The 23640-nt window shown below is 52.6% G+C and carries 18 protein-coding genes and 4 pseudogenes; 20 read left to right on the top strand and 2 right to left on the bottom strand.

From position 1 onward, the window contains the following. Positions 1-149: 149 nt before the first annotated feature. The 15 genes and pseudogenes from FPZ49_RS33035 to FPZ49_RS33105 all read left to right on the top strand — a co-directional run. A pseudogene (locus FPZ49_RS33035) lies at positions 150-968 on the top strand (group II intron maturase-specific domain-containing protein); the annotation flags it as partial. A gap of 177 nt (positions 969-1145) precedes the next feature. Further along, positions 1146-3071, top strand: a complete 1926-nt coding sequence (locus FPZ49_RS33040; RefSeq protein ID WP_144854678.1) for a putative thiazole-containing bacteriocin maturation protein — start codon at positions 1146-1148, stop codon at positions 3069-3071. Beyond that, the gene (locus FPZ49_RS33045) at positions 3068-5011 is read left to right on the top strand and encodes a TOMM precursor leader peptide-binding protein (protein ID WP_144854680.1); all 1944 of its coding nucleotides are present in this window, start codon (positions 3068-3070) and stop codon (positions 5009-5011) included. Before FPZ49_RS33040 ends, FPZ49_RS33045 begins: the two co-directional genes overlap by 4 nt. Before the next feature lie 67 nt (positions 5012-5078). Continuing rightward, the gene (locus FPZ49_RS33050) at positions 5079-6632 is read left to right on the top strand and encodes a SagB family peptide dehydrogenase (RefSeq protein ID WP_144854717.1); all 1554 of its coding nucleotides are present in this window, start codon (positions 5079-5081) and stop codon (positions 6630-6632) included. Between the two features lie 271 nt (positions 6633-6903). Continuing rightward, a complete protein-coding gene (locus FPZ49_RS33055) occupies positions 6904-7551 on the top strand; it encodes a helix-turn-helix transcriptional regulator (RefSeq protein ID WP_144854682.1) in 648 nt (215 codons plus the stop codon). A gap of 21 nt (positions 7552-7572) precedes the next feature. Then, positions 7573-8538 (top strand): ABC transporter ATP-binding protein, encoded by a 966-nt coding sequence (locus tag FPZ49_RS33060; RefSeq protein ID WP_144854691.1) that lies wholly within the window; start codon positions 7573-7575, stop codon positions 8536-8538. Between the two features lie 16 nt (positions 8539-8554). Then, positions 8555-9520, top strand: coding sequence for an ABC transporter ATP-binding protein (locus FPZ49_RS33065; RefSeq protein ID WP_144854693.1), 966 nt, complete (start codon positions 8555-8557; stop codon positions 9518-9520). A 28-nt stretch (positions 9521-9548) separates the two neighbouring features. Then, entirely contained in the window at positions 9549-10658 is a 1110-nt protein-coding gene (locus tag FPZ49_RS33070) for an amidohydrolase/deacetylase family metallohydrolase (protein WP_144854696.1), read from the top strand. 37 nt (positions 10659-10695) lie between these two features. Further along, positions 10696-12264, top strand: a complete 1569-nt coding sequence (locus tag FPZ49_RS33075) for an ABC transporter substrate-binding protein (RefSeq protein ID WP_144854698.1) — start codon at positions 10696-10698, stop codon at positions 12262-12264. Between the two features lie 31 nt (positions 12265-12295). Next, positions 12296-13213: an ABC transporter permease gene (locus tag FPZ49_RS33080; RefSeq protein ID WP_144854700.1), complete on the top strand. Its 918-nt coding sequence runs from the start codon at positions 12296-12298 to the stop codon at positions 13211-13213. Positions 13214-13225: 12 nt separating this feature from the next. Next, positions 13226-14074, top strand: a complete 849-nt coding sequence (locus tag FPZ49_RS33085; RefSeq protein WP_222430002.1) for an ABC transporter permease — start codon at positions 13226-13228, stop codon at positions 14072-14074. A gap of 11 nt (positions 14075-14085) precedes the next feature. Continuing rightward, a complete protein-coding gene (locus FPZ49_RS33090) occupies positions 14086-15339 on the top strand; it encodes a threonine synthase (RefSeq protein WP_144854702.1) in 1254 nt (417 codons plus the stop codon). A 4-nt stretch (positions 15340-15343) separates the two neighbouring features. Further along, positions 15344-16495, top strand: coding sequence for a M20 family metallopeptidase (locus tag FPZ49_RS33095; protein WP_144854703.1), 1152 nt, complete (start codon positions 15344-15346; stop codon positions 16493-16495). A 4-nt stretch (positions 16496-16499) separates the two neighbouring features. Next, entirely contained in the window at positions 16500-17543 is a 1044-nt protein-coding gene (locus FPZ49_RS33100) for a serine hydrolase domain-containing protein (RefSeq protein ID WP_144854705.1), read from the top strand. Positions 17544-17570: 27 nt separating this feature from the next. Further along, positions 17571-17939, top strand: coding sequence for a RidA family protein (locus FPZ49_RS33105; protein ID WP_222430003.1), 369 nt, complete (start codon positions 17571-17573; stop codon positions 17937-17939). A 46-nt stretch (positions 17940-17985) separates the two neighbouring features. Here FPZ49_RS33105 and FPZ49_RS37780 read toward each other — a convergent pair. Then, positions 17986-18054 (bottom strand): annotated as a pseudogene (locus FPZ49_RS37780) (hypothetical protein); the annotation flags it as partial. A gap of 181 nt (positions 18055-18235) precedes the next feature. Between FPZ49_RS37780 and FPZ49_RS33110 the strand changes: the two are divergent. From FPZ49_RS33110 to FPZ49_RS33130, 5 genes and pseudogenes are all read left to right on the top strand, one after another. Further along, positions 18236-18670, top strand: a pseudogene (locus tag FPZ49_RS33110) (GntR family transcriptional regulator); the annotation flags it as partial. 219 nt (positions 18671-18889) lie between these two features. Beyond that, positions 18890-19588: an L-ribulose-5-phosphate 4-epimerase gene (gene araD, locus FPZ49_RS33115; protein ID WP_144854709.1), complete on the top strand. Its 699-nt coding sequence runs from the start codon at positions 18890-18892 to the stop codon at positions 19586-19588. A 54-nt stretch (positions 19589-19642) separates the two neighbouring features. After that, the gene (araA, locus tag FPZ49_RS33120) at positions 19643-21133 is read left to right on the top strand and encodes an L-arabinose isomerase (RefSeq protein WP_144854711.1); all 1491 of its coding nucleotides are present in this window, start codon (positions 19643-19645) and stop codon (positions 21131-21133) included. A gap of 101 nt (positions 21134-21234) precedes the next feature. Further along, entirely contained in the window at positions 21235-22833 is a 1599-nt protein-coding gene (locus tag FPZ49_RS33125) for a xylulokinase (protein ID WP_144854713.1), read from the top strand. A 202-nt stretch (positions 22834-23035) separates the two neighbouring features. Continuing rightward, complete coding sequence (locus FPZ49_RS33130) at positions 23036-23437, top strand: G1 family glutamic endopeptidase (protein ID WP_261381741.1); 402 nt, start codon at positions 23036-23038, stop codon at positions 23435-23437. On the opposite strand, the pseudogene FPZ49_RS36505 reads toward FPZ49_RS33130, so the two are convergent. Further along, positions 23420-23640: pseudogene (locus FPZ49_RS36505) on the bottom strand (IS4 family transposase); the annotation flags it as partial. The gene FPZ49_RS33130 and the pseudogene FPZ49_RS36505 overlap by 18 nt on opposite strands.

The raw sequence follows: 23640 nt of genomic DNA on the forward strand, positions 1-23640 counted from the left end.
CAGAGCCAAAGTTACTCCATCCAACAATCTAAACGAGATAAATCCGCGAATGACTCTGGGGAGCCCGATGCGGGAAATCCGCACGTCGGGTTCTGATTGGGGCTGACGGCACAAGGAAAAAAAATCCGAGGCCGTCTTCTACCAACCACCGAGTAAACCACGACATGCTCATGGCACGGGTGGCAAAGAAAGTGACGGACAAGCGCGTCCTGAAGTTGATTCGAGCCTACCTAAACGCCGGGGTCATGGCGGATGGAGCGCTAGAGAAAACGGAGGAAGGCACACCGCAAGGTGGCCCATTAAGTCCGCTGTTAGCGAACATCTTACTGGATGACTTGGACAAGGAACTAACCAAGCGGGGACTGCGATTCGTCCGCTACGCGGACGACTGTAACATCTTCGTGGCCAGCAAACGTGCGGGGCAGCGTGTAATGGAATCGGTGACACGCTTCGTAGAAGGGAAGCTGAAACTGAAAGTGAATCGAGAGAAAAGCGCAGTAGATCGGCCGTGGAACCGCAAGTTCCTGGGTTTTAGCTTTCTGCGAGATAAGAAGGCGACGATTCGTCTAGCCCCGCAAACCCTCTCGCGAGTCAAAGAGAAGGTAAGAGAGCTGACCAATCGAACGCGATCGATATCGATGGAGAGCCGAATTACGAAGCTCAACCAATACCTCATCGGCTGGATCGGCTATTTCCGACTGGCCTCTGCTAAAGGCCACTGCGAAAAACTCGATCAGTGGATTCGCCGGAGACTGCGTATGTGCTTGTGGAAGCAGTGGAAACGGGTGCGCACCCGAATTCGCGAACTTCGTGCGCTACGTGTACCAGAATGGGCTTGCTTGGTCATGGCTAATTCCAGACGAGGTGCATGGGAAATGTCTCGAAACACAAACAACGCCCTTCCGACTTCCTACTGGGAAGCGAAAGGGCTGAAAAGTTTGCTAACTCGTTATTTGGAACTTTGTTAACCTTTTGGAACCACCGTATGCGGACCCGCATGTACGGTGGTGTGAGAGGTCGGGGGCTAGGCGCCCCCTCCTACTCGATTTAAGGAGATGTCTGACATGAGGGACAAATAGAGGTACATATGATGTAGAACGAAGATTGCAAATTGGAGAACAGCGTTTACGGCTAGGAGGGCTGAGATGTCAAAGCTGACCCCGTCCGCGCGCCTTCAGGTAAAGGCGGATACATTTTTTTTGCCGGTTCAGAAGGACCACGTCTATTTCCGAAACAACGTTGGCACGTTCCACATGAAAGGCGAGATGATTGACCGATGGCTGGAGAAGCTCGTCCCCATGTTCAACGGGGGGCACACACTGGCGGAATTGACGGACGGGCTATCCGGCCCGTACCGGGACCGGGTGTACGAAATCGCGGAAGTGCTGATGGAAAAAGGCTTTGCGCGCGATGTGAGCCAGGATCGCCCGCACGTTCTCTCTGAGCAAACGGTCCGCAGGTATGCAGGGCAAATCGCTTTTCTCGACAGCTTCGGCGATTCCGGCGCTTACCGGTTTCAGTGTTACCGGCAGGCTGAGGTGCTCGCGGTCGGCTCCGGCCAGATCTTTTCCGCGCTTGTATCGTCACTGCTTGAGTCGGGCCTGCCCCGGTTCCGCATGCTAATTACGGATTCGCTGCCGACGGATCGGCGTCGGCTTACGACTTTGGTGGAGCATGCTCGCTTGACGGACCCCGAGGTGGCGATCGGGGAAGTTGTACTGCCGAACAAGAGTGCCGACGGTTGGCGGGAAGCCGTACGGCCGTTCCAAGCGGTCCTCTATGTGTCTGAGCAGGGCGATTGCGAGGAGCTGCGACTTCTTCATAAGGCATGCCAAGCGGAACGAAAAACGCTGCTTCCCGCCCTGCGACTGCATCAGGCCGGGATCGCGGGCCCGCTCGTGCAGCCGGAGAGAGCGGTCTGCTGGGAATCGGCATGGCGGCGCATCCACGAGTCCGAAGTGTTCAAAGATCCGGAGAGGTTTGCCTTCTCCTCAACGGCGGGGGCGCTGCTCGCAAATGTGATCGTTTTCGAGCTGTTCAAGACTGTGACGGACTCCGCCGAGCCAGAGCTGAGAAACTCACTGTATATGCTTGATTTGGAGACATTGGATGGAAGCTGGCACCCATTACTGCCGCATCCGCTTGCTGCCGGAAAAGTCAATGCCGAAGCTAATTGGGTGAATGACGCAGAGCTTCGGCTCGAAGAAGGGCCGGAAAGCGGTACAGTGAACGGGCTGTTTCCGTACTTCAGCAAGTTGACTTCGGACCGAACCGGAATTTTCCACAGCTGGGAGGAAGGGGACCTTGGCCAGCTGCCTTTGTCACAGTGCCGTGTTCAAGCAGCCGATCCGCTGTCGGAAGGGCCAGTCGGTCTGCTGCCGGACATCGTTTGTTCGGGATTGACGCACGGGGAGGCGCGGCGTGAAGCGGGGCTGTCCGGGCTGGAGGCGTATGTGTCGCGGCTTGCGGGGGTTCTCGTGAACACCGAGCTAATCGGCGTCGGTATCGGAGAGACGGCCGTAGAAGGTACGGCTCGCGGACTGCAGGCTTGTTTGACGAAGCATTTGGAGGCGCGGCTGACAGACCGGAAGCCGTCTGTCGTTCGGGTTCGGCTCGGTCAGATTCACGACGAGCCATGCTTATTTTATTTACAGGCGCTGACCACGATGCGGGGCACACCTACGATCGGGCTTGGAGAGGAACTGTGCGGGTTTCCCGTCGTATGGGCAGGCACGGAGGATGGATGGTTCGGAGCCACCGGCTTGAGCGTGACAACGGCGCTGCGCAGGGCGCTGCAGGCGTCGCTGATGAAGGCGCAAAACGGATCCGCATGCCGCGTGCCGCAGGCCGTGGAGGTGAGGACCACGCTGCTTGGTTCGGGCGCCCCGCTGGAGCTGTCCGTCCCAGCCGAGGAGTCGGAGTTGAAGCTGGATGGGGTCAGGGATGCGATACGGAAGCTGAAAATAAGCGGCCGGAAGGTTTTCGTCATCGATTTGGCGGTGGAGCCGTTTTTGCGTGATGGTCCTGCTGCTGTCTTCGGCGTGCTGCTGGGAGAGGGGGAAGCTGGATGAGCGCGGTCGTAGCCGTTGTCGGAGAAGGTGTGCTGGCGGAGCTGGTGTGTGCGGAGCTGATCTCCGAGTGCCGAATCGTTCGTTTGACCGATATCAGGGAGGGGGTGCCGGAAGATGTGGAATTTGCCCTGGTGCTGTGCGATGCCTGGCATCCAGCCGTTCACCGTGAAGCGGAAGCGGAGCTGCAGGCTGCCGGCATTCCATGGCTTCGCGGTTTCGTCGCCTTCGGTGAAGGCGTGGTCGGGCCGCTCGTCAGGCCAGGCCAGCCTGGATGCTCCAGGTGCGCCGATACCCGGCAGCTTATAGCGGGGCGCGACCGCAGGGAAATGTGGGGGCTGCAGCAGCGTTTGACGGAGACCGGGGGAATCCTGTCTGACACATGGGCATCGCGCACGGGACTGCTGCAGATGGCGCATCTGCTTACGGCGGAATCGCGGAACGTGCTGCGGAGCATCCGCCCCCGCACGGAAGAGCGTATGGTTTTGGTCAACCTGAAGACGTTGAATTGCTCCAGCCATTTCTTCCTACCTGATCCGTTGTGTCCCATATGCGGACGTCTGCCCGAAGATTCGCGGGATGCGGCCCGGATCTCGCTTAAGCCGTCCCCGAAAGTCGGAGAAAACATCTACCGCAGCCGATCGCTCCAAGAGCTGAAAGCTTTTCTGGCCCGGGACTATCTCGATTACAAGATTGGATTTCTGAACGGGAAAATGCTGGATCTGGTTTCGCCCTTGGCCGATGCGACGGTGAATCTTCCGATGTTAGAGCAGGACGAGGTGACGGCGGGCCGGACGAACTGCTATGCGGATAGCGAGCTGTCGGCTATTCTGGAGGGCTTGGAGCGTTATTGTGGCACGGCGCCGCGCGGAAAGCGGCCGGTTGTTCGCGGCAGCTACCGGCAACTGGCGGCGGAAGCGCTCGATCCCGTCACGGTTGGGCTGTATGCGAAGGAGCAGTATGAGCTGCCTGGATTCCCTTTTAGGCCGTTCGATCCTGACGCCGAGACCGATTGGGTCTGGGGTTACTCGTTTGCGCAGGGACTCCCGATTTTGGTGCCACAGTGGCTTGCGTATTACAGCTCTCCATGTCGGCAAGGCTTCGTGTACGAGACATCCAACGGCTGCGCCCTGGGCGGAAGCTTGGAGGAAGCGATCATGTACGGAATGCTGGAGGTCGTGGAACGCGATTCGTTCTTGCTGACATGGTACGCGCAGCTGCCTCTTCCCCGCGTAGACCCACAATCCGCCGGAGACCGGGACCTGAAACTCATGGTAGACCGGCTGCGGGCCGTTGCCGGCTTTGATGTGCTCTTGTTTAACGCGACGATGGAAAATGGCATTCCCAGCATTTGGGCGGTGGCGAAAAATAGAAAGCCCCATGGAGTGAATCTTATTTGTGCGGCCGGAGCGCACCCGGATCCGGTACGGGCAGCGAAAGGGGCGGTTCACGAGCTGTCGGGGATGATGCTTACACTAGACCACAAATTAGAGGCGAACCGGGAGGAATATGTGCGGATGCTCCACGATCCTTCGCTGGTTCGGGGCATGGAGGACCATTCCATGCTGTACAGTCTGCCGGAGGCGGAGCCTCGGCTGCGCTTTTTGCTCGAGGAAAACCGGCCGATGCGCACGTTCGCTCAAGAATTTGGGCCTACCCCGAAGCACCTGGATTTAACCGAAGACCTGAAGGCGATGATCGGTAAGTTCCTCCGGCTGCAATTGGATGTGATCGTGGTTGACCAATCGACACCGGAATTGAGGCGTAACGGGCTGCACTGCGTGAAGGTTCTGATTCCCGGCATGCTGCCGATGACGTTCGGCTACCATTTTACTCGGTTGGCGGGACTGGAAAGGGCGCTTCAAGTGCCGACCAAGCTTGGGTATACGGAGCGGCCTTTGCGCCTGGAGGAGCTCAATGCTCATCCACATCCGTTCCCATAAAGGAGCCGGGCCGATGTCTGCTAATGCCAAACCGCGGTATCACTTTAGGGCGATCGGGGGAAGCAGAATGAGTCTGGATGCGTTTATTCGCCAGCTTCATGCCGACGGCATCGGGAGCGGGCTGCCCGGCTGGGAGGTCGATTGGGCCGATGCGCCGCTTGCCTATAAACTGTATCGCGGCCTGCCGACGCTTCCGCTGTCCTCGGATATCCCGATGACGCTGGAAGCGCGGGCAGCGTCTGATGAACCGAGCCTGAAAGACATCGGCCATTTTCTCTGGTACGTCTATGGGCTGACGCAAGTAAGCTATTCTCCTGCAATTCCGATGCGGACGTACCGCAGATTCGTTCCTTCCGGCGGTGGGCTGTACCCGAACGAATTGTACGTATATCTCCGTATGGAAGCCGGCGTTCGCGGACTTTACCATTACGATGCAGCGCATCACCGCCTGGTCCTGCTGCGTGAAGGCGAATACGATTCGTACTTGGCGCAGGCTCTCGGCAACCGCTGTGATCTATCCTCATGCTTCGGAGTTGTCTTTGCATCGACGGTGGGTTGGAAAAATGCTTTCAAATACAACACCTTTGCCTATCGTCTGCAAGGGCTTGACACAGGCGTGCTGCTAGGACAGCTGCTGGAAGCTGCGAAACGGTTCGGTTATGCATCCAGAGTGCATTTCCGGTTTCTGGACCGAGCCGTGGGCCATCTGCTCGGGCTATCCGGCTCAGAGGAGAACGTTTATGCGGTCATACCTCTATCGGTGCAGCGCGCCATCGCTTGGATCGATGATGCCGGCCGTACGCCGATGCAAGTCGCAGCGGATGAGCTGTGCCGTAAGCTTCCGGCGGTTCAGCATGATTATTACATGCGCTCGAGATCCGTTAAGGAGATTCCGCAGCTGACTCAGATAAACGAAGCGGCGGCACTTGATACGCTGTCGCCGTTTCGCCGCTTCGAGGCCGCCAATCGAGCGGAAAGCGGACTTCAGACGGTCTATTTACCACCGGTGAAGCGGCTGAGCTTCGATCTGGCGGCGGCCAGTCGCGCACGACATTCGCCCGAAAGTGAATTCGTCTTGAGCCGTGTAACGGCGCAGCAGCTAGCCTCTCTGCTGCAGGAAGCTGCGGCTTCCTTCGCGTATAGTAACGATTTGGACGGCGGGGGAGATGTGCCTCCGCTTCGTGTTGCGTTATACGGGTGTTTCTATAACGTCGAAGGCATACCGGATGGCGCTTATCGCTATGACGCAGCCACCCACTCGCTTCGGCGAAAGCTTGCCGGTGATCAACGGCTCCGGCTGCAGCAGGGGATGACCCTGCACAACGTCAATTTGTTTCAAGTACCGATCTGTCTGCACATCGCCGGTGACGACGATCACCTGATTCCCAAATTGGGGTATAGAGGCTACCGCATCCAGCAGATGGAGGCCGGTATGCTCCTGCAGCGATTACTGCTGGCGGCGTCCGCTCTCGGTATGGGCGGGCGTCCGCTGCTTGGCTTTCAGGCCAGATCGTGCGATGAGCTTTATCGGATGTCCAGTCATGGACGAATCAGCCTCGTCCAAATCCCGATCGGTCGTTGCCTTCCCCGTCCCCGGCTGGAGGGAGGTTTGCACAGCTAATTTTTACTAGATGGCTTCACTTGATCACATTAGCTCAAGAAAGCGGCGGTGGACGCAAAAAACCAAGGAACTAAGCGAAAGCAAGTTCTCGCTTAGTCCCTTGGTTTTTCAACTATTCCCCTTTTCAACAAGAGATTCTAAAAAATTCATTAAACATATTGTCAAGATAGAGGGAAACATTTACAATGAATTCAAATAAAAAATTTTTAGATGATATAATTTTTATTTAGATTGAATGAATTCAAAAATATTTATTAGGTGAGTGACGCTATTGGAACATATTAGGGAAGAAATGGGTCTACTAACTCAAATTATCAAAGGGATTGCAGCGCAATTCGGGGAAAAATGCGAGGTTGTTTTGCACGACTTAACAGGGGACTACGAGCATACGATTGTAGCGATCGAAAATGCCCATATCACCGGCAGAAGGATCGGAGATTGCGGGAGCAATCTCGGGCTGGAGGTATTACGAGGCTCTGTGAAGGACGGGGACCGGTATAACTACGTTACGCAGACTAAAGACGGGAAAATACTGCGGTCATCCTCCATTTACCTCAAAAACAAAGAGGATAAAATCATTGGCGCCATCTGTATGAACTTGGATATTTCCGATTTGATCATGGCCGAAAATGCGCTGAAATCCATTACGATGCACAGTTTAGATCAAGTGACTGAAGAAGTATTTGTTAACGACGTAAGTGATCTGCTCGATTATTTGCTGCAGCAGTGCCAGAACGAAATTGGAAAGCCGGTTTCCCATATGAGCAAGGAAGAAAAGATCAAAGCCATTCAATTTCTTGATAAACGAGGCGCCTTTCTTATAAAAAAGGCAGGCGACAAGGTATGCCAATTCTTAGACATTTCCAAATTTACGCTTTATAACTACTTAGATGAAGTGCGTGGGGAGCGCACGAGATGATCGGGTAAAAGGGGGGACGTTATGCAGCAGCCAGTGCTTTCCATTCGGAATTTGAAAACGTACTTTAGCGGACGCGATGCGGATGTTCGCGCCGTTGATGGAGTTGACATCGACATTGATGCCGGCCAAATCGTATGTATCGTCGGTGAGTCCGGCAGTGGCAAAAGCATGACTTCATTGTCGGTCATGGGGCTTGTTCCGAGGCCCAAAGGCAAGATCGTCGACGGACAAGTGTGGTTTGATGGGCTCGATCTGCTTACGTTAAGCGAACGTCAGATTAGTGACATCCGCGGACAGGACATCTCAATGATCTTTCAAGAGCCGATGACCTCACTGAATCCGGTGCTTACCATCGGAGATCAGCTGGTGGAGGTGCTGCGGCGTCATCGGAAAACGCCCAAAAAGGAAGCCCTCGAAAAGGCGACGGAGATGCTGCAGTTCGTCGGCGTCGCCCGCGCTTCCGAAATCATTCGCAGCTACCCGCATCAGCTTTCGGGAGGGATGAGGCAGCGTGTTATGATCGCAATGGCCATGATATGCGAGCCCAAGCTTCTCATCGCGGATGAGCCGACTACGGCACTGGACGTTACGATTCAAGCACAGGTACTGGAATTGATGAGACGGATGCGCGATGAATTCGGAACCAGCATTATGATGATAACCCATGATCTCGGAGTCGTTGCCGAAATGGCCGATCGGGTAGTAGTTATGTATGCCGGACAAGTGGTAGAAAACGGGAGCGGAGATCAAGTGTTCAGCACGCCGCTTCATCCGTACACCAGAGCGTTGCTGGCTTCTGTCCCTTCCGTGGACGAGGAAAAGAAAACGCTCTATTCCATCCCGGGTACGGTTCCCAATGCAGCCCGCTTCCCCGAGGGCTGCAGATTCGCAGACCGCTGCGAATATGCGCAAGCATCGTGCCGTGAAGCCATGCCCGATCTACGGGAACTGCAAGAAGGGCATTTTGTGCGCTGCGGTCTAATCTAGAAGGGAGTGAAAAAGCTTGAGTGAACCTCTTCTCGAAGTGAGCCGCCTAAAAAAATATTATCCGATAACAGCCGGGTTATTTAGGAAAACAGTCGGCCACGTGAAAGCGGTTGATGACGTATCGTTTGACATTATGAAGGGTGAAACGCTTGGCATTGTCGGAGAATCGGGATGCGGTAAATCGACGCTGGGCCGCACGGTGATGCGTGTGCTCGACCCGACGGAAGGCAAAATTATGTTTGATAACGAAGAGATCACTCAGTATGAGGGAAGCCGCTTGCGCAGCATTAGGAAAAACTTTCAGATGGTATTCCAGGACCCGTATGCATCATTAAATACGAAAATGAGGGTCGGAGACATCATTGCGGAACCCTTAACTGTAAACAAAATGATGTCACGCCAAGCTGCACAGGACATGGCTCGTCAGCTGCTGGAGCGTGTGGGTCTTCGGATGGAGGATGCAGCGCGTTATCCGCATGAGTTTTCCGGGGGACAGCGGCAGCGGGTCGGTATCGCGAGGTCACTGGCGCTAAGTCCCAAGCTGATCGTGGCCGACGAGGCGGTCTCTGCGCTCGATGTATCGATTCAGGCGCAAATTTTGAACCTGCTTTGGGAGCTGCAGCAGGAATTCGGACTGGCCTATTTATTTATATCCCATAACCTGGCGGTTGTCCGTCATATCAGCAAGCGCGTTGGAGTTATGTATTTGGGGCAGATGGTTGAGCTTGCGGATAAAAGTCAATTATTCAGCAATCCGCTGCATCCGTATACAAAAGCGCTTTTATCCTCGGCCCCAAGTATAGAACGAGGAGCCGTCCGTGAAAAAATTATTCTTCAAGGGGAGCTGCCAAGTCCATCCAATCCCCCTCTCGGATGCCCATTCCACTCGCGATGTCCGAAAGCAATGGACCGCTGCCGCTCAGAGCGCCCGGCTTTGGCGGAGCTGTATGAAGGCCATTCGGTTGCCTGTCATCTTTATTAAGTATTTTAAAAAATAGAGGAGCAGTCCAATGAATGAACAGATCTATCTTCATGTCGTTGACCCGGTGAAGCGCAGCTTGTATCCCGCGGTGATGAAGCATACCTCAGCAGGCTTTAAGCTGGAGCCCATAGAAAGAATGGACCCCCTACTAGATTCGAAAATGTTTTTAAGTCCCGGATGGATTGACCTCCATGCGCATGTGTATGACGGTGTTACCTCATTAAGTGTGCCGGCGGATTCGATCGGTTTGCAAACGGGAGTTCATTTGGTGGCAGACGCAGGGAGTGCGGGCGAGGCCACACTGCCAGGCTTTCGGGATTACGTTGCGCCTCGGTTTCGCACGGAAACGCGGGCTTGGCTGAATATTAGCTCGATTGGCCTAGTGCATCTTCGGGAGGTCGCAGATTTAAGCTTGATCAATGTAGACCGAACGGTCAAAACCGTGATGGAGAACCGTAATTTTATATGCGGTATCAAGGTTCGCTCCAGCGGTGCGATCATCGGCGAAATGGGCCTGCAGCCGCTTCAATTGGCGCTTCTGGCCGCAAGAGAGGTTTCACTGCCCGTCATGGTACATATCGGTGAAGCACCGCCGATCATTGACGATGTGCTTGACTTATTGGGGGAGGGGGATGTCGTCACGCACTGCTATCACGGAAAAATCGGACACCCATGGCATCAAGACGGTACCCCGCGTAAAGCGCTGCAAAAAGCATTGGATAGGGGGGTGAAACTGGATGTTGGGCACGGAGCAGCCAGCTTTAGCTTCGACATTGGGCAGAAAGCGATCGCTGCAGGTGTGCATCCATATACCATCAGTACGGATGCGCATATTCGCAACGTAAACGGCCCAGTGTACGATTTGCCGACCACGATGACGAAGCTGATGGATTGCGGCATGCCGCTCACGGACGTCATCGCTGCTGTCACCGCCTCACCGGCGGAGGTATTAAGGCTGGAAAATTGGTGCAGCTTGGGGGACACGGTGGAACGGGCAACCTTATTCCGCTTGAATGATGGTACGAACGGTACGCGTATCTATAAAGATGCGACGGGGGCAATACGAAAGCCTGAACAGACGATAGCTCCAACGGCGTTCATTTCCAAGGGGATCTTGACGTATCTTGAAAGCCATTAACAGGTTCAATTTATTATGAAGAGAGGGTTGATTTTCAATGAAAGTATTTTCAATGAAAGCAAAATGTCTTCTCATCGCATTAAGCACGTTTCTTGTCGTAACAGGCTGCTCCAGCAGTCCATCGGGTAATCAGCCAAGCTCAAGCACGACTCCTACCGCAACCGACACGAAAAGCGCTGCCCCGGCCAAGGACACATTAATTGTAGCGCAAGATACCGACGCCGGCACCATGGACCCGCAAAAGCAAGGCAAAATTCCCGATATGAGCATTCTGAGCAATATTTTCGATACGCTGGTTACCAGAGACGCAGACAATAAGCTGGCACCGGGACTGGCGACCGAATGGAAGACGATCAACGATACGACGTGGCAATTTAAGCTGCGGCAGGGCGTTAAATTCCAGGACGGGGAGCCCTTTGACGCGAATGCCGTGAAGTTCAGCATCGAACGGCTGCTGAATCCGGCAACGAAGTCTCCGATTGTTGAATTAAACACCGTGAAGTCGGTAGAAATCGTCGATCCCTACACGGTCAATTTCATTACTACCGCACCGGACCCAATCCTACCGAATAAAACGACGCTGTTCGGCGGTGTGATGGTTCCCCCTAAATATATTCAAGAAAAAGGCGATGACAACTTTGCCAAGAATCCGATAGGCACAGGTCCGTATAAATTCGTTTCCTGGCAAAAGGACAATCGGGTGGAGATGGAAGCGAATCCCGACTACTGGCGCGGTGCTCCGAAATTTAAAAAGCTTACGTTCCGCATCATTCCCAACCCAGCAGATATGGTAGCTGCTCTGAAAACGGGAGAAATTGATATCGCAGCCTCGCTGTCTGCGGACGTAGCGGATCAATTAAAAAATGAATCCTCTGTGCAAGTAGCCTCCAACCCATGGATCCGTACATTCTACATCTCGCTGGACACGACGCAAGACGGACCTTTGGCCAAAAAAGAAGTGCGTCAGGCGCTCAACTACGCCATCGACGTGGATACGATGATCAAAACCGTACTTGGCGGTCACGCTGCCCGTGTATCGACCTTAATTCCAAAGCAAAATTTCGGTATCGATACTTCGCTCAAGCCTTATGAGTATAATCCGGACAAAGCAAAGCAGCTGCTGGCACAGGCTGGCTATCCGCAAGGCTTCTCCATTTCGCTTGACGCGACGAATGCTGATTCGAACAACGTTCAGGCGATTGCCGGACAGCTTGCCAAAGTCGGTGTTAATGTGAAAATCAATTTAATGGATAGCGCAACCCTGGTAGGTAACATTACCGCTAAGAAGTCATCGCCGCTTTATTATATCGGTAATACCGGCTGGACGATGGACGCTCTAAGTAACTTTCAGTCGTACATTAGAAGTGACCGACGTTATAACCGCTGGAAAAATGCCGAAGCCGATAAGCTGATCGACACCGAAGAGCAATCCGTTGATCCGAAAGTACGCCAAGAAGCGTTCAACAAGCTTCAAGCCCTTTTGAAAGAAGAAGCACCGTTTATTTACTTGTATCAATTGGATGGTATTTACGGGATGCGTAAAAACATTCAATGGACACCATCTCCGACCGGCGTACTGAATATGTACGGGGCATCAACGAAATAACGATATCGCTGCAAAGGGGGCGACATGAGCTGTGCTGTCCTATATTTTAAGACGATGCTTTTACGCAATCTTTGTGCTATTCGGTGTGGCGACGGTCGTTTTTTTCATCACAAGATTAACTGGGGATCCGGTAACGATCATGCTGCCTCCCGATGCATCGGTTGCACAAATCGAAAGCCTGCGAAAGCAGCTTGGCTTCGATAAACCGGTAATTGAACAGTTCGGCATTTATTTATACCATCTGCTGCAATTTAACTTGGGTCAGTCGCTGAAGTATGGGGAGCCTACGGTTAGGCTGATTGCCGAACGGCTTCCCGCCACGATCGAGCTCGCGACCGCCTCGCTGCTTTTCTCATTGATAGTGGCCATCCCAGCCGGGATCATATCTGCCATCAAGCGGAATTCGTCCGCAGAGTACGGCATTATGACCCTGGTGCTCATTGGGCAATCGATGCCCGTGTTCTGGGTAGGCATTTTGCTCATCTTGCTGTTCTCAGTAGAGCTGCATTGGTTCCCAACCGGGGGGATTGGGGGCGTGAAGCATCTGGTGCTTCCGGCCGTTGCGCTGGGGCTGCATCTTATGGCTCTGGTCACCAGACTGCTTCGATCTTCGCTGATTCAATCGGTGAACTCCGATTATATTCGTACGGCCCGGGCCAAGGGCTTGCTCCCGCGGACGGTCATCGGCAAGCATGCACTGCGCAATTCGCTGCTTCCAGTGGTCACGGTGGTCGGGCTGGAAATCGGTGCGCTGCTCGGCGGTTCTGTTGTAACGGAAACGATTTTTGCCTGGCCGGGGGTAGGACAGCTGCTCGTTCAATCCATCTACAACCGGGATTTCCCCCTTGTGCAGGGAGCGGTCATTTTGCTCGCGGGCTTATTCGTTTTAATTAATCTTCTAGTGGATCTTTGTTATGTATTTATTGATCCTCGGATTCAATACAAGTAGGAGGCGTTCACATTGAAGCGGTTACGTCTAGTACGATCAGGACATGTGGTCACCCAAATCGCTGGCTTGCTTTTGGCCCTATTCCTGCTCGTCGCCATATTTGCTCCGCTGCTTGCGCCTCATGATCCAAACGCACAAGATCTGATGGTCCGGCTGAAAGCTCCCATATGGCTTGCCAATCATGCTGATGGCTATTGGCTGGGAACGGATAATTTGGGACGGGACGTGTTAAGCCGCCTAATATACGGAAGCCGGGTATCCATCTTGGTAGGGCTGTGTGCCGTAGTGCTCTCGGGCCTAATCGGAACGATGATTGGGCTATTGTCGGGGTATTACCGGTTTCTTGATCAGATCGCGATGCGGTTTGCCGACATTCAGCTCGCTTTTCCGACCATCCTGCTCGCACTAGTCATCGTTGCGGTCATCGGCGGTGGGATGAAAAATTTAATCCTGGTGCTTGGCATTACCGGATGGGTGCCTTACGCCAGGGTGATCCGTTCCGAGGTGCTCAGCATTCGCAACAGCGATTTTGTCGTAGCCGCCCAAACGATCGGGGCCAATGATTCCCGCATTTTATTCCGCCATATTTTGCCTAATATTTATGCTCCCATCATTACGATCGGCACCTTCCAGATCGCTTCAGCGATTATCTCCGAATCGTCGCTCAGCTTTCTGGGACTTGGAATACCGGCCAACATTCCGAGCTGGGGCAGTATGTTAAGTCAAGGGCAACTGTATATTAACACCGCCTGGTGGATTACGGTTTTTCCCGGATTTTCGCTGATGCTCGTCGTGTTGGCCATCAATTTGCTTGGAGATACCGTACGTGATTATTTGGATCCGAAAACGCGCAAGGAATAGGGAGGAAGGCCATGCTGTGGTCTTATGCAATAAAGTATGAATGTGACCGCTGTCAGCGCCATTACGAGCTGCTGCAGCCATTAAATACATGTCCGGATTGCGGAGGTCTGCTGGAAATCGAGTATGATATGCCGGCAATGAAGCGTGACCTGAGTCCTTCACTCTTCGCGGGCCGGGAACGCTCCCTTTGGCGTTGGCACGAGTTCTATCCGATCAGCGAACCCGGATGTGTTGTAACGCTTGGCGAAGGAGGAACACCGCTCATCAAGTCGGTTCATGCGGCCAAGGAGCTGGGACTTTCGGAGCTGTATTTCAAGAATGATACGCTGATGCCGACCGGAAGCTTCAAAGACCGCGGCTTTAGTCTGGCTGTCAGCTTCGCCAAGCAGCTTGGACTTACCCGGGGGCTGACTTACAGCTCCGGTAATGCGGGCTCCTCGTTTGCGGCGTACGCTTCACGTGCAGGCATAGACGCTACGGTGCTTGTCGAGTACCTGGCCAATCCGCTTAAGAAGGCTTTGATAGCTTTTTATGGGGCACATACGGCTACACTGTATTTCAAGAGTATGGATGAAATTACGCTCATGCTGGAAAAAGCGGTCAAAGAGCTTGGGCTGTACCAATTCGTCAATTTTATTAATCCGGTCCGGCATGAGGCGATGAAAAGCTACGCGTACGAAATTGCGGAAGAGCTCGGCTGGTGCGCTCCCGATGTGATGGTGCACCCGGTAGGAACCGGCGGAGGAATTTGGGGCGCCTGGAAGGGCTACAGGGAGCTGTACGAGCTGGGCTGGATAAAAGCAAAGCCAAGAATGGTTGCCGTTCAACCCGAGGCTACAGCTCCGATCCCCAAAGCGTTTCAAGAGGGGAAGCCAAGAGCGGATCGGCATGGTGATCCGACCAAGACAATTGCTCAGAGCATTGCCGCAGATTCACAAATTCAAGGCGGTGAGCGTGTGCTCAAAGCGGTTTACGATTCCGGCGGCTTTGCCGCAGCTGTGAGCGACGAGGAAATTATCGAAGCGATGAGGCTGCTTGGAAAAGACGGGATTTGTGCCGAGCCAGCCTCAGCAGCGGGTCTTGCAGCCGTTAGGCAGGCCGTTCGTGAAGGAACGATCCGCAAGGATGACAGAGTGGTATGCGTCATTACTGGCAGCGGCCTGAAGCAAGCTTATCTTATTCAAGAACGTATCCCTGAATCTAATTTGCAGGTAGAGGCTTCGTTTGAAGACCTGCAGCGGCTTTTGACATCGTTATGGGGGTAATGTAATGACAGCATCTCGAACTGTTGTTGAGGCACTGCTGGAATGTATCTCGCTTCCCACGCCCACACCGCCGGGTGAGGTTGCGCTCGTAGCCGATTGGCTTGAAGCATGGGCTAAATCGTTTGATGCCGAGGTCGTCCGTCAGGAGGTTGAGCCCGGTAAAGATAACGTCCTGGTAACTCTAGACTTTGGCCCTGGACCACATCTGGTGTTTAACACGCATATGGATGTGAACAATCCGCAAGGGCAAACCTGGAGGCAATCGCCATACGAGCCTTTCCTTGAGGACGGAAAAATCTTCGGACTTGGTGCATGCGATGCCAAAGGAAGCCTGGTATCTATGCTCTGCGCCATGGAGCGTATTTCCGCTAAGCGGGATGGCCTAAGAGGGAAGCTGACGCTGACGGCGGTCATGGGCGAAGAAGCGGGCGGGATCGGCAGTTTATTTCTTGTCAATCAAGGCATTCGGGCTGATGGGGCCGTTGTAGGAGAGCCTACGCAATTGGAGGTAGCGATTGCCCACAAGGGAACTTACATGAGACGCCTGCGCTTTCAAGGCAAATCGGCTCATTCCGGCAGTCCTCATTTGGGCAACAATGCGATTCATCACGCAGCGGCGTTTTGTACGGAATATGAGCAGTTGGGCCATGAACTGGCAAAATTCCCCCATCCCCAGCTGGGACCGGCCAATGCGGCCGTGACGATTTTTCAAGGCGGCACGCGTCAGAATACGATTCCCGGCAGTGCGGAAATCATCATTGACCGTCGGCTGATCCCGGGAGAGACGCATGAAAAGGCTGACCGTGAGCTGAAGCAAATCATTGAACGGCTGCAGGAGCAGCGGCCCGGCTTTCATGTGGAATCGGTCGAAATCGTCGTCGCGACCATTCCGTCAGAAACAAAGGCGGAGGAACGTATTGTAACCGCGGCTTTAGAAGCGGCTGGGGAAATTACCGGCGTAAAAAAGGAAGCGAAGGGCTTTAGCGCAGGCTGCGATATGAGCAAGCTGGTGACGATTGCCGGTATTCCAACCGTTATTTTAGGTCCGGGAAGCTTGGCTCAGGCCCATGCTCCCGACGAGTTCGTGGAAATATCACAGCTTGAACAAGCGGTCGGTATATATGAACAAATTGCGCGCCGTTTCTTGGGAGAGTGAGCTTATGGATAAGATTCATCATTTTTTACAAAAAAAACGTGATCAGAAAGCGTTCTCGTGTGCCGTATACGCTTATGGGAATTCCACAGGTATTCTGGACTCCGGAGTGGTCGGAACGCTATCTTGGGAAGGTCCGGCGGCTGATACGGAAAGCTTGTTCGATTTGGCTTCCGTTACCAAGCCCATTGTCGCTCTAGCGATCATGAAGCTGTTCGAGGCTGGAGAGCTGCGCCTGGACGATACTGTCTCACGCTTTCTGCCGGACTATGGCACTTCAGATAAAGCGGACATTACCTTGTTTCAGCTCCTGACTCATACGAGCGGGATTCCAGGGCAGCAGCCTTTGTTTCATTTCGCGGATACGCGCGATAAGCTCATGAGGGCGGTGAGGCAGCTTCCGTTAAGGTTTAAGGCCGGAACGAATGTGGAATATACCTCCCAAGGATTTATGATTTTAGGGGATATTATTGAAGCGGTTTTGCAACAGCGTTTGGATTGTACGATGAAGGAATTGGTATTAGAGCCAGTCGGCATGAGCCAAACGATATTTAATCCATCCGCCGAGCTTCGAGACCGCATTGCTGCAACCGAATACTGCTCGTGGAGGAACCGGATTGTTCAAGGCGAAGTTCATGACGAAAATGCGGTCATTCTTGGTGGAATTGCTGGTCATGCTGGACTGTTTGGCACTGTCTCGGATTTGAGCCGGCTGGCTCAAACCATGCTGTGTAAAGGGGAAACGCACCAAGGAAAGTGGCTGCATGCGGCTACAGTTGAGCTGATGTCCAAGAGACACACCCCGCCGAATCTTCTTTCCCGATGCCTCGGCTGGCAGGGAAAGGACGCGCGGCATTCTCCGGCAGGAGATCTGTTTTCCGACGAAGCTTACGGTCATACGGGGTTTACAGGAACAAGTATATTTATGGATCCTGCGCACGATCGATTTGCCATTCTACTGACGAATCGCGTCCACCCTTCACGCGATAACGATTCGATCGCTAGCATCCGTGCGATCTATCATAACCTAGTTTGCTTGGCAACATCATAATCCATCCCAACACTGGAGGTCATGACTATGAAAAAAGAAATCCAAACCTTGCTCGCTCCAGGACCGGTAGGCCCTTACTCCCAAGGCATTCAAGTCGGTAATCGAGTATATGTCGCAGGCCAAGGGCCACTGAATCCGGAAACCGGCACCGTTCCGGAAACGATCGAGGAGCAAACGCGGCAAGTGCTGACCAATATTCAAAATATATTGACCGCAGCCGGTGCTACCATGGATCACGTCGTTAAAGTCACGGCTCATTTGTCCGATTTGAAATATTTTGATGCGTACAACTCTGTATACGAGCAGTTTTTCAGCAGGCCGTATCCAGTTCGGACGACCGTAGGAAGCCAGTTGGATAACATTCTGGTGGAGATCGATGTAATTGCTGAAATTTAAAATTTAACTAGAACTCATTAAACTGTGGACACTTAATAAAAAGGTGCTAAGCTGTAAGAAGATGGCTTCTGAATTCATCAGGAGTCATCTTTTTTAATCCCCACTGGTAGCGTGAGGTGTTTTACATCAAGATATTGATGCACTCTCTGTCTTAGCTCTTCGATGGTCTGACAGTCCTCGTTTAAACAGGCGCCTACACTCGATGAGGCGCCTGTTTGTATTGTCATATTTTTTCAGGAATGTCCGTCAGGGATCAATTTTTAAAATATGTACATACAAGTTTGGCGGTCGACCTGCTGCCGACCGAACACGATATCGCCCAGCGCTTTCAGATGAGCCGCCAAACGGTACGGCAAGCGCTCGGAGCGCTTGAACAGGAAGGCTTGATTAGCCGCATGCAAGGAAAAGGGACGTATGTTTCCGAGCCTTCTGGCCAAACACAGGCTGCAGAAGCCGAGCCTTCGGAAATTAAGACCATCGGTGTACTCACGACCTACATCTCCGACTACATCTTTCCTCACATCGTTCGCGGCATCGAATCGGAGCTGCGGCGCCACGGATACCGGCTAGCTCTGTCCAGCACGGATAACGAAAAAGAGCACGAACGCGAAAGTCTGGAGATGCTGCTTCGCGAGCCGCTCAGCGGACTAATCATTGAACCGACTAGCAGTGCTGCGCTGGGCAACCCGAACTTCTCGTACTATGCTTCGCTCGATTACAAAAATGCTCCTGTTGAGCCTGTGGTCTTCAAGCCAGAGCTGATCGCCCGCGAATCAACCTCCACTCCTGCAAGAGGATCTTAGAAAAAAATAGTAGCCCAAAATGTATGTACATATTATAATAACTTTATCATTATTGTACGAACCATTAACTTCTGCCAGGCAGCTCAGCAAGGTTGCCCTGAAGTGAAGTTAGGTGCAAACTATTTTCGCATAAGGAGTGTGTAGTCCTTGTTGGAAGATTTGAAACAAGCCGTACTGGAAGCGAACTTGGAGCTGCCGAAGTACGGTCTCGTTACGTTCACCTGGGGAAATGTAAGTGGTATTGATCGCGCCTCCGGGCTAGTCGTCATTAAGCCAAGCGGAGTGCCTTACGAATCGCTGAAACGGGACGACATGGTCGTCGTTGACTTGGAAGGCAACGTCTTGGAAGGCAAGCTGAAGCCTTCGTCCGACACGCCAACCCATTTGGTGCTGTACAAGGCGTTCGGGACAATCGGCGGAATCGTCCACACCCATTCGCCGTGGGCAACTAGCTGGGCGCAAGCAGGGCGCGCCATACCGGCACTCGGCACGACGCACGCCGACTATTATTACGGTACGATTCCGTGCACACGGGACATGACCGAGGACGAAATTAAAGGCGCTTATGAGCTGGAGACCGGCAACGTGATCACAGAGACATTCCGCAATTACGATCCGGCGATGGTACCCGGCGTGCTTGTCAAGGGCCACGCTCCGTTCAATTGGGGCAAGGACCCGCATGATGCCGTCCATAACGCGGTCGTACTCGAGGAAGTGGCAAAAATTGCTTTTCATACACTTCAGCTGCAGCCGGGGATCGGTTCCATGGATCAAGTACTGCTTGACAAGCATTTTTTGCGCAAGCACGGCAAGAACGCATATTACGGCCAGACCGGCAATGCGTGAGAGCCATAATTAACTTACTATAAATTTTATTCATGATTCTTAGGAGGGATTTCGATGCTCGATTTGACAAAACACCAATTCTGGTTCGTGACCGGTAGCCAGCATTTGTATGGTCCGGAGACGATCGAAGAAGTCGCTTCACATTCGCAGGAAATTGTCATTGGCCTGAACGCAAGTGATAATTTGCCCTGCTCCGTTGTTTTCAAGGGAGTGCTCACGACACCTGACGATATTCGCCGACTGTGCATCGAAGCCAACTCGGACGAATCTTGTGCCGGCCTGATCACCTGGATGCACACCTTCTCCCCTGCTAAAATGTGGATCGCGGGCCTGAGCGAGCTGCGCAAGCCACTGCTGCACCTGCATACACAGTACAATCGCGACATACCATGGAGCAGTATCGATATGGACTTTATGAACACGAATCAGGCGGCTCACGGCGATCGAGAGTATGGCTTTATTGGCGCCCGCATGGGACTGTCCCGTAAAATCGTTGTCGGTTACTGGGCACATGCTGACGTTCAGCATCGTATCGGCTCTTGGATGCATACCGCCGTCGCTTTGCAGGAAGGACGCCGGCTGAAGGTTGCCCGCTTTGGTGACAATATGCGCCAAGTGGCCGTAACCGAAGGAGATAAAGTGGAAGCCCAAATCAAGTTCGGATGGTCGATTAACGGCTATGGCGTCGGCGATTTGGTAGCGCGCGTCAATGACGTGACGGAAGCTGAAATCAATGCACTGATGGATGAATACGAGTCTCTTTACGATATTACATCGGAAGGTCGCCAGGCCGGAGCTGTGCGCGACGCCATCCGTTATCAGGCTCGTATCGAGCTTGGACTCAAGGCGTTCTTGGTAGAAGGCGGCTTTGGGGCATTCACCACTTCGTTCGAAGATCTTCACGGCTTGCAGCAGCTGCCGGGTCTTGCCGTACAGCGTCTCATGGGAGCGGGTTACGGCTTCGGCGGAGAAGGCGACTGGAAGACGTCGGCGTTTACCCGCGTCATGAAGCTGATTGCAGGCAACAAAGGCACTTCGTTCATGGAGGATTATACGTATCATTTTGAGCCGGGGAACGAGCTGGTACTCGGATCGCACATGCTGGAAATCTGCCCGACGATTGCGGCGAACAAGCCACGCATCGAAGTGCATCCGCTCGGGATCGGCGGAAAAGCAGATCCTGCCCGTCTAGTGTTCGACGGTCAGGCCGGTCCAGCTCTCAATGCGACCCTCATCGATCTGGGCAACCGTTTCCGTCTGCTTATCAACACGGTCGATGCCGTTCCAGCGCCGCAACCGATGCCGAAGCTGCCGGTTGCCCGCGTACTATGGCAGGCGCATCCTTCCCTTCAGGAATCGGCCGAAGCTTGGATCCTGGCAGGGGGCGCTCATCATACGGTGTTCTCCAATAAAGTAACGGTTGAACAGCTAATCGATTGGGCGGATATGACCGGTGTTGAATACGTGCTCATTGATCGCGATACAAAAGTGCAGCAGCTGCGGCGCGAGCTGCAGTGGAGCGACATGGTCTGGAAGCTTAGATAAGCGGTAGTTGAAAATATAGCCCTTCCCTTGTTTTAGATGGGGGTAGGGCTGCTTCGCTTTAATGCTGTCTGATGTTTATCAACAGGATGGAGGGATATTCTATGAGCTTTGAAGTTAATCATGCTATTTTAAATGGCAAAACCACCCTTGGGATTGAGCTTGGTTCGACCCGGATCAAAGCGGTTCTCATTGGTGAAGACCAATCGCCTATTGCATCCGGCAGCCATGTCTGGGAAAACAGCTATACGAACCAGATCTGGACCTACAGCTTGGAGGATATATGGAAGGGCTTACAGGATAGCTACCAAAAGATGGCCGCGGAGGTGAAGCAGCGGTACGGTGTTCCGTTACAAACCATTGGAGCCATCGGCCTCAGCGGCATGATGCATGGTTATATGGTCTTTAATAAGGATGGAGAGCAGTTGGTTCCCTTCCGCACCTGGCGGAACAATATTACCGAGCAAGCTTCCAAAGTACTGACTGAATTGTTCCACTATCCCATTCCCCAACGTTGGAGCATTGCTCATCTCTATCAAGCTGTTCTAAACCAGGAAGCGCATATCGCACAGATTGATTTCCAGACCACTTTAGCCGGATATGTCCATTGGAAGCTAACCGGACAAAAGGTGTTGGGCGTTGGAGAAGCATCCGGTGTATTCCCGATCGATCTGACTACGAAAACCTATAACGCAAAAATGATCCAGCAATTCAATGAATTGATTGCAGTTCAAAATCTTCCGTGGAAACTGGAGGATGTTTTGCCCCAAGTTTTGGTGGCAGGTGAAAGTGCTTGTGCTCTCACAGAGGAAGGAGCTAAGCTTCTGGATGTTAGCGGAGAGCTCAAACCCGGTATTCCTCTCTGTCCACCGGAAGGGGATGCTGGAACAGGCATGGTTGCAACGAACAGCGTCGCCCAACGTACAGGTAACGTGTCTGCTGGAACCTCCGTCTTTGCCATGGTTGTACTCGAAAAAGAATTGTCCCAAGTATATTCCGAGATCGACCTAGTCACCACACCTACCGGTAATCTGGTCGCTATGGCACATGCCAATAATTGCTCTTCCGACCTTAATGCATGGGTAGGTTTGTTTGACGAATTTGCTAAGGTCATGGGTTTGGATTCAGATCTGAATCAGTTATATAGCACTTTATATAACTTGGCTCTACAAGGGGACCCGGACTGTGGCGGCCTGTTGGCTTACGGCTATCTTTCGGGTGAACACATCACTCATTTTGAAGAAGGCCGTCCACTGTTTTTACGTTCGCCCGGCAGCAAATTCAATTTGGCCAATTTCATCCGAGTCCATTTGTTTACGGCATTGGGAGCGCTAAAAATCGGAATGGACATACTACTCAAACAAGAAGCCGTGAAGCTGGAGGAAATCTTGGGCCATGGGGGCTTTTTCAAAACCGAGGGTGTAGGGCAGAGCGTTATGGCGGCTGCTTTAAATGTTCCTGTATCCGTTATGGAAACCGCAGGGGAAGGTGGAGCATGGGGAATTGCTCTCCTGGCCTCCTATATGATCAACAAGGAAGAGAACGAGACGTTAGAGAATTATTTGAGCCGGAAGGTTTTCTCAGAAAAAATGGGCAAGACGATGTCGCCCCAGCCCAAGGACGTGGAAGGATTCGAAGCGTTCATGAAAAGATACAAACATGGACTGGCTATCGAGAAAGCTGCAGTAGAGTATTTCCAATAGATTGTAATAAGAGCCTTTCAACTCACTTCGATAGTGAATTGGAAGGTTCTTACATTTGGAGCAGCCCTTCTTACTAATCGAATCTAATCAAGTATGACATCTAACCCAGTAAATTTATTGTGCGACTTTGCTGTAAACAACCCATTCCCTTTCTTTTCACTTGAATACTTATATAACCAGGTAGATAAAGGTGGTGGAGACATTGACAAAAAAAATATTTGCCCCTTATAAACCAGTAGCTTCCGGATTATTCGCTATCCCTGCTGTTCACCCTGGATGGAAATCTGGAAATTGGTCAGGCTATGCGCTCAAGAAAGCGAAAAAAAATTCGTTTTACAGCATATCCGGTTATTGGATTGTCCCGCGGGTAAAGCCTAGCAAACAAAATAAATATTCTTCGGTATGGATCGGAATTGATGGATTCAACAACGCTTCGTTAATTCAGACTGGAACGGAACAAGATTACGTAAATGGTAAAGCGGTTTATTATCCTTGGTGGGAAATTTTACCCGAACCCGAAACAACGATTTCTTTACCTGTCTCTCCCAATGATTTAATGTTTGCTAAAATCTCAAAGCTTAATAACTCAACTTTCGCAGCTTGAAATTGGCAAATAGACCTTGATGTAACTAGGCAAACCCGCGGTCCAATTCTGGAGTTGACGATGAATTAGCGTCGAGATTTGCTTTCCTGCCTTTGCGGCAACTTCATTCATCAGTTCGACCAGTTGTTGAAGAGCGACGACCCAGTCCATTGTTCCAACTTCGTCGCACAACAAATAAAACAGACCTCCAATCGTCCGTTGGT

It is taken from the genome of Paenibacillus cremeus (genome assembly GCF_007786445.1).
Taxonomy (GTDB): domain Bacteria; phylum Bacillota; class Bacilli; order Paenibacillales; family NBRC-103111; genus Paenibacillus_G; species Paenibacillus_G cremeus.

Excerpts from the sequence above, each read along its gene's own strand:
- FPZ49_RS33125 (WP_144854713.1), top strand. The coding sequence starts at position 21,235 with ATGAGCTTTGAAGTTAATCATGCTATTTTAAATGGCAAAACCACCCTT.
- FPZ49_RS33100 (WP_144854705.1), top strand. The coding sequence starts at position 16,500 with ATGGATAAGATTCATCATTTTTTACAAAAAAAACGTGATCAGAAAGCG.
- FPZ49_RS33105 (WP_222430003.1), top strand. The coding sequence starts at position 17,571 with ATGAAAAAAGAAATCCAAACCTTGCTCGCTCCAGGACCGGTAGGCCCT.
- FPZ49_RS33090 (WP_144854702.1), top strand. The coding sequence starts at position 14,086 with ATGCTGTGGTCTTATGCAATAAAGTATGAATGTGACCGCTGTCAGCGC.
- FPZ49_RS33045 (WP_144854680.1), top strand. The coding sequence starts at position 3,068 with ATGAGCGCGGTCGTAGCCGTTGTCGGAGAAGGTGTGCTGGCGGAGCTG.
- FPZ49_RS33075 (WP_144854698.1), top strand. The coding sequence starts at position 10,696 with ATGAAAGTATTTTCAATGAAAGCAAAATGTCTTCTCATCGCATTAAGC.
- FPZ49_RS33050 (WP_144854717.1), top strand. The coding sequence starts at position 5,079 with ATGAGTCTGGATGCGTTTATTCGCCAGCTTCATGCCGACGGCATCGGG.
- FPZ49_RS33060 (WP_144854691.1), top strand. The coding sequence starts at position 7,573 with ATGCAGCAGCCAGTGCTTTCCATTCGGAATTTGAAAACGTACTTTAGC.
- FPZ49_RS33095 (WP_144854703.1), top strand. The coding sequence starts at position 15,344 with ATGACAGCATCTCGAACTGTTGTTGAGGCACTGCTGGAATGTATCTCG.
- FPZ49_RS33070 (WP_144854696.1), top strand. The coding sequence starts at position 9,549 with ATGAATGAACAGATCTATCTTCATGTCGTTGACCCGGTGAAGCGCAGC.
- FPZ49_RS33040 (WP_144854678.1), top strand. The coding sequence starts at position 1,146 with ATGTCAAAGCTGACCCCGTCCGCGCGCCTTCAGGTAAAGGCGGATACA.
- araA (WP_144854711.1), top strand. The coding sequence starts at position 19,643 with ATGCTCGATTTGACAAAACACCAATTCTGGTTCGTGACCGGTAGCCAG.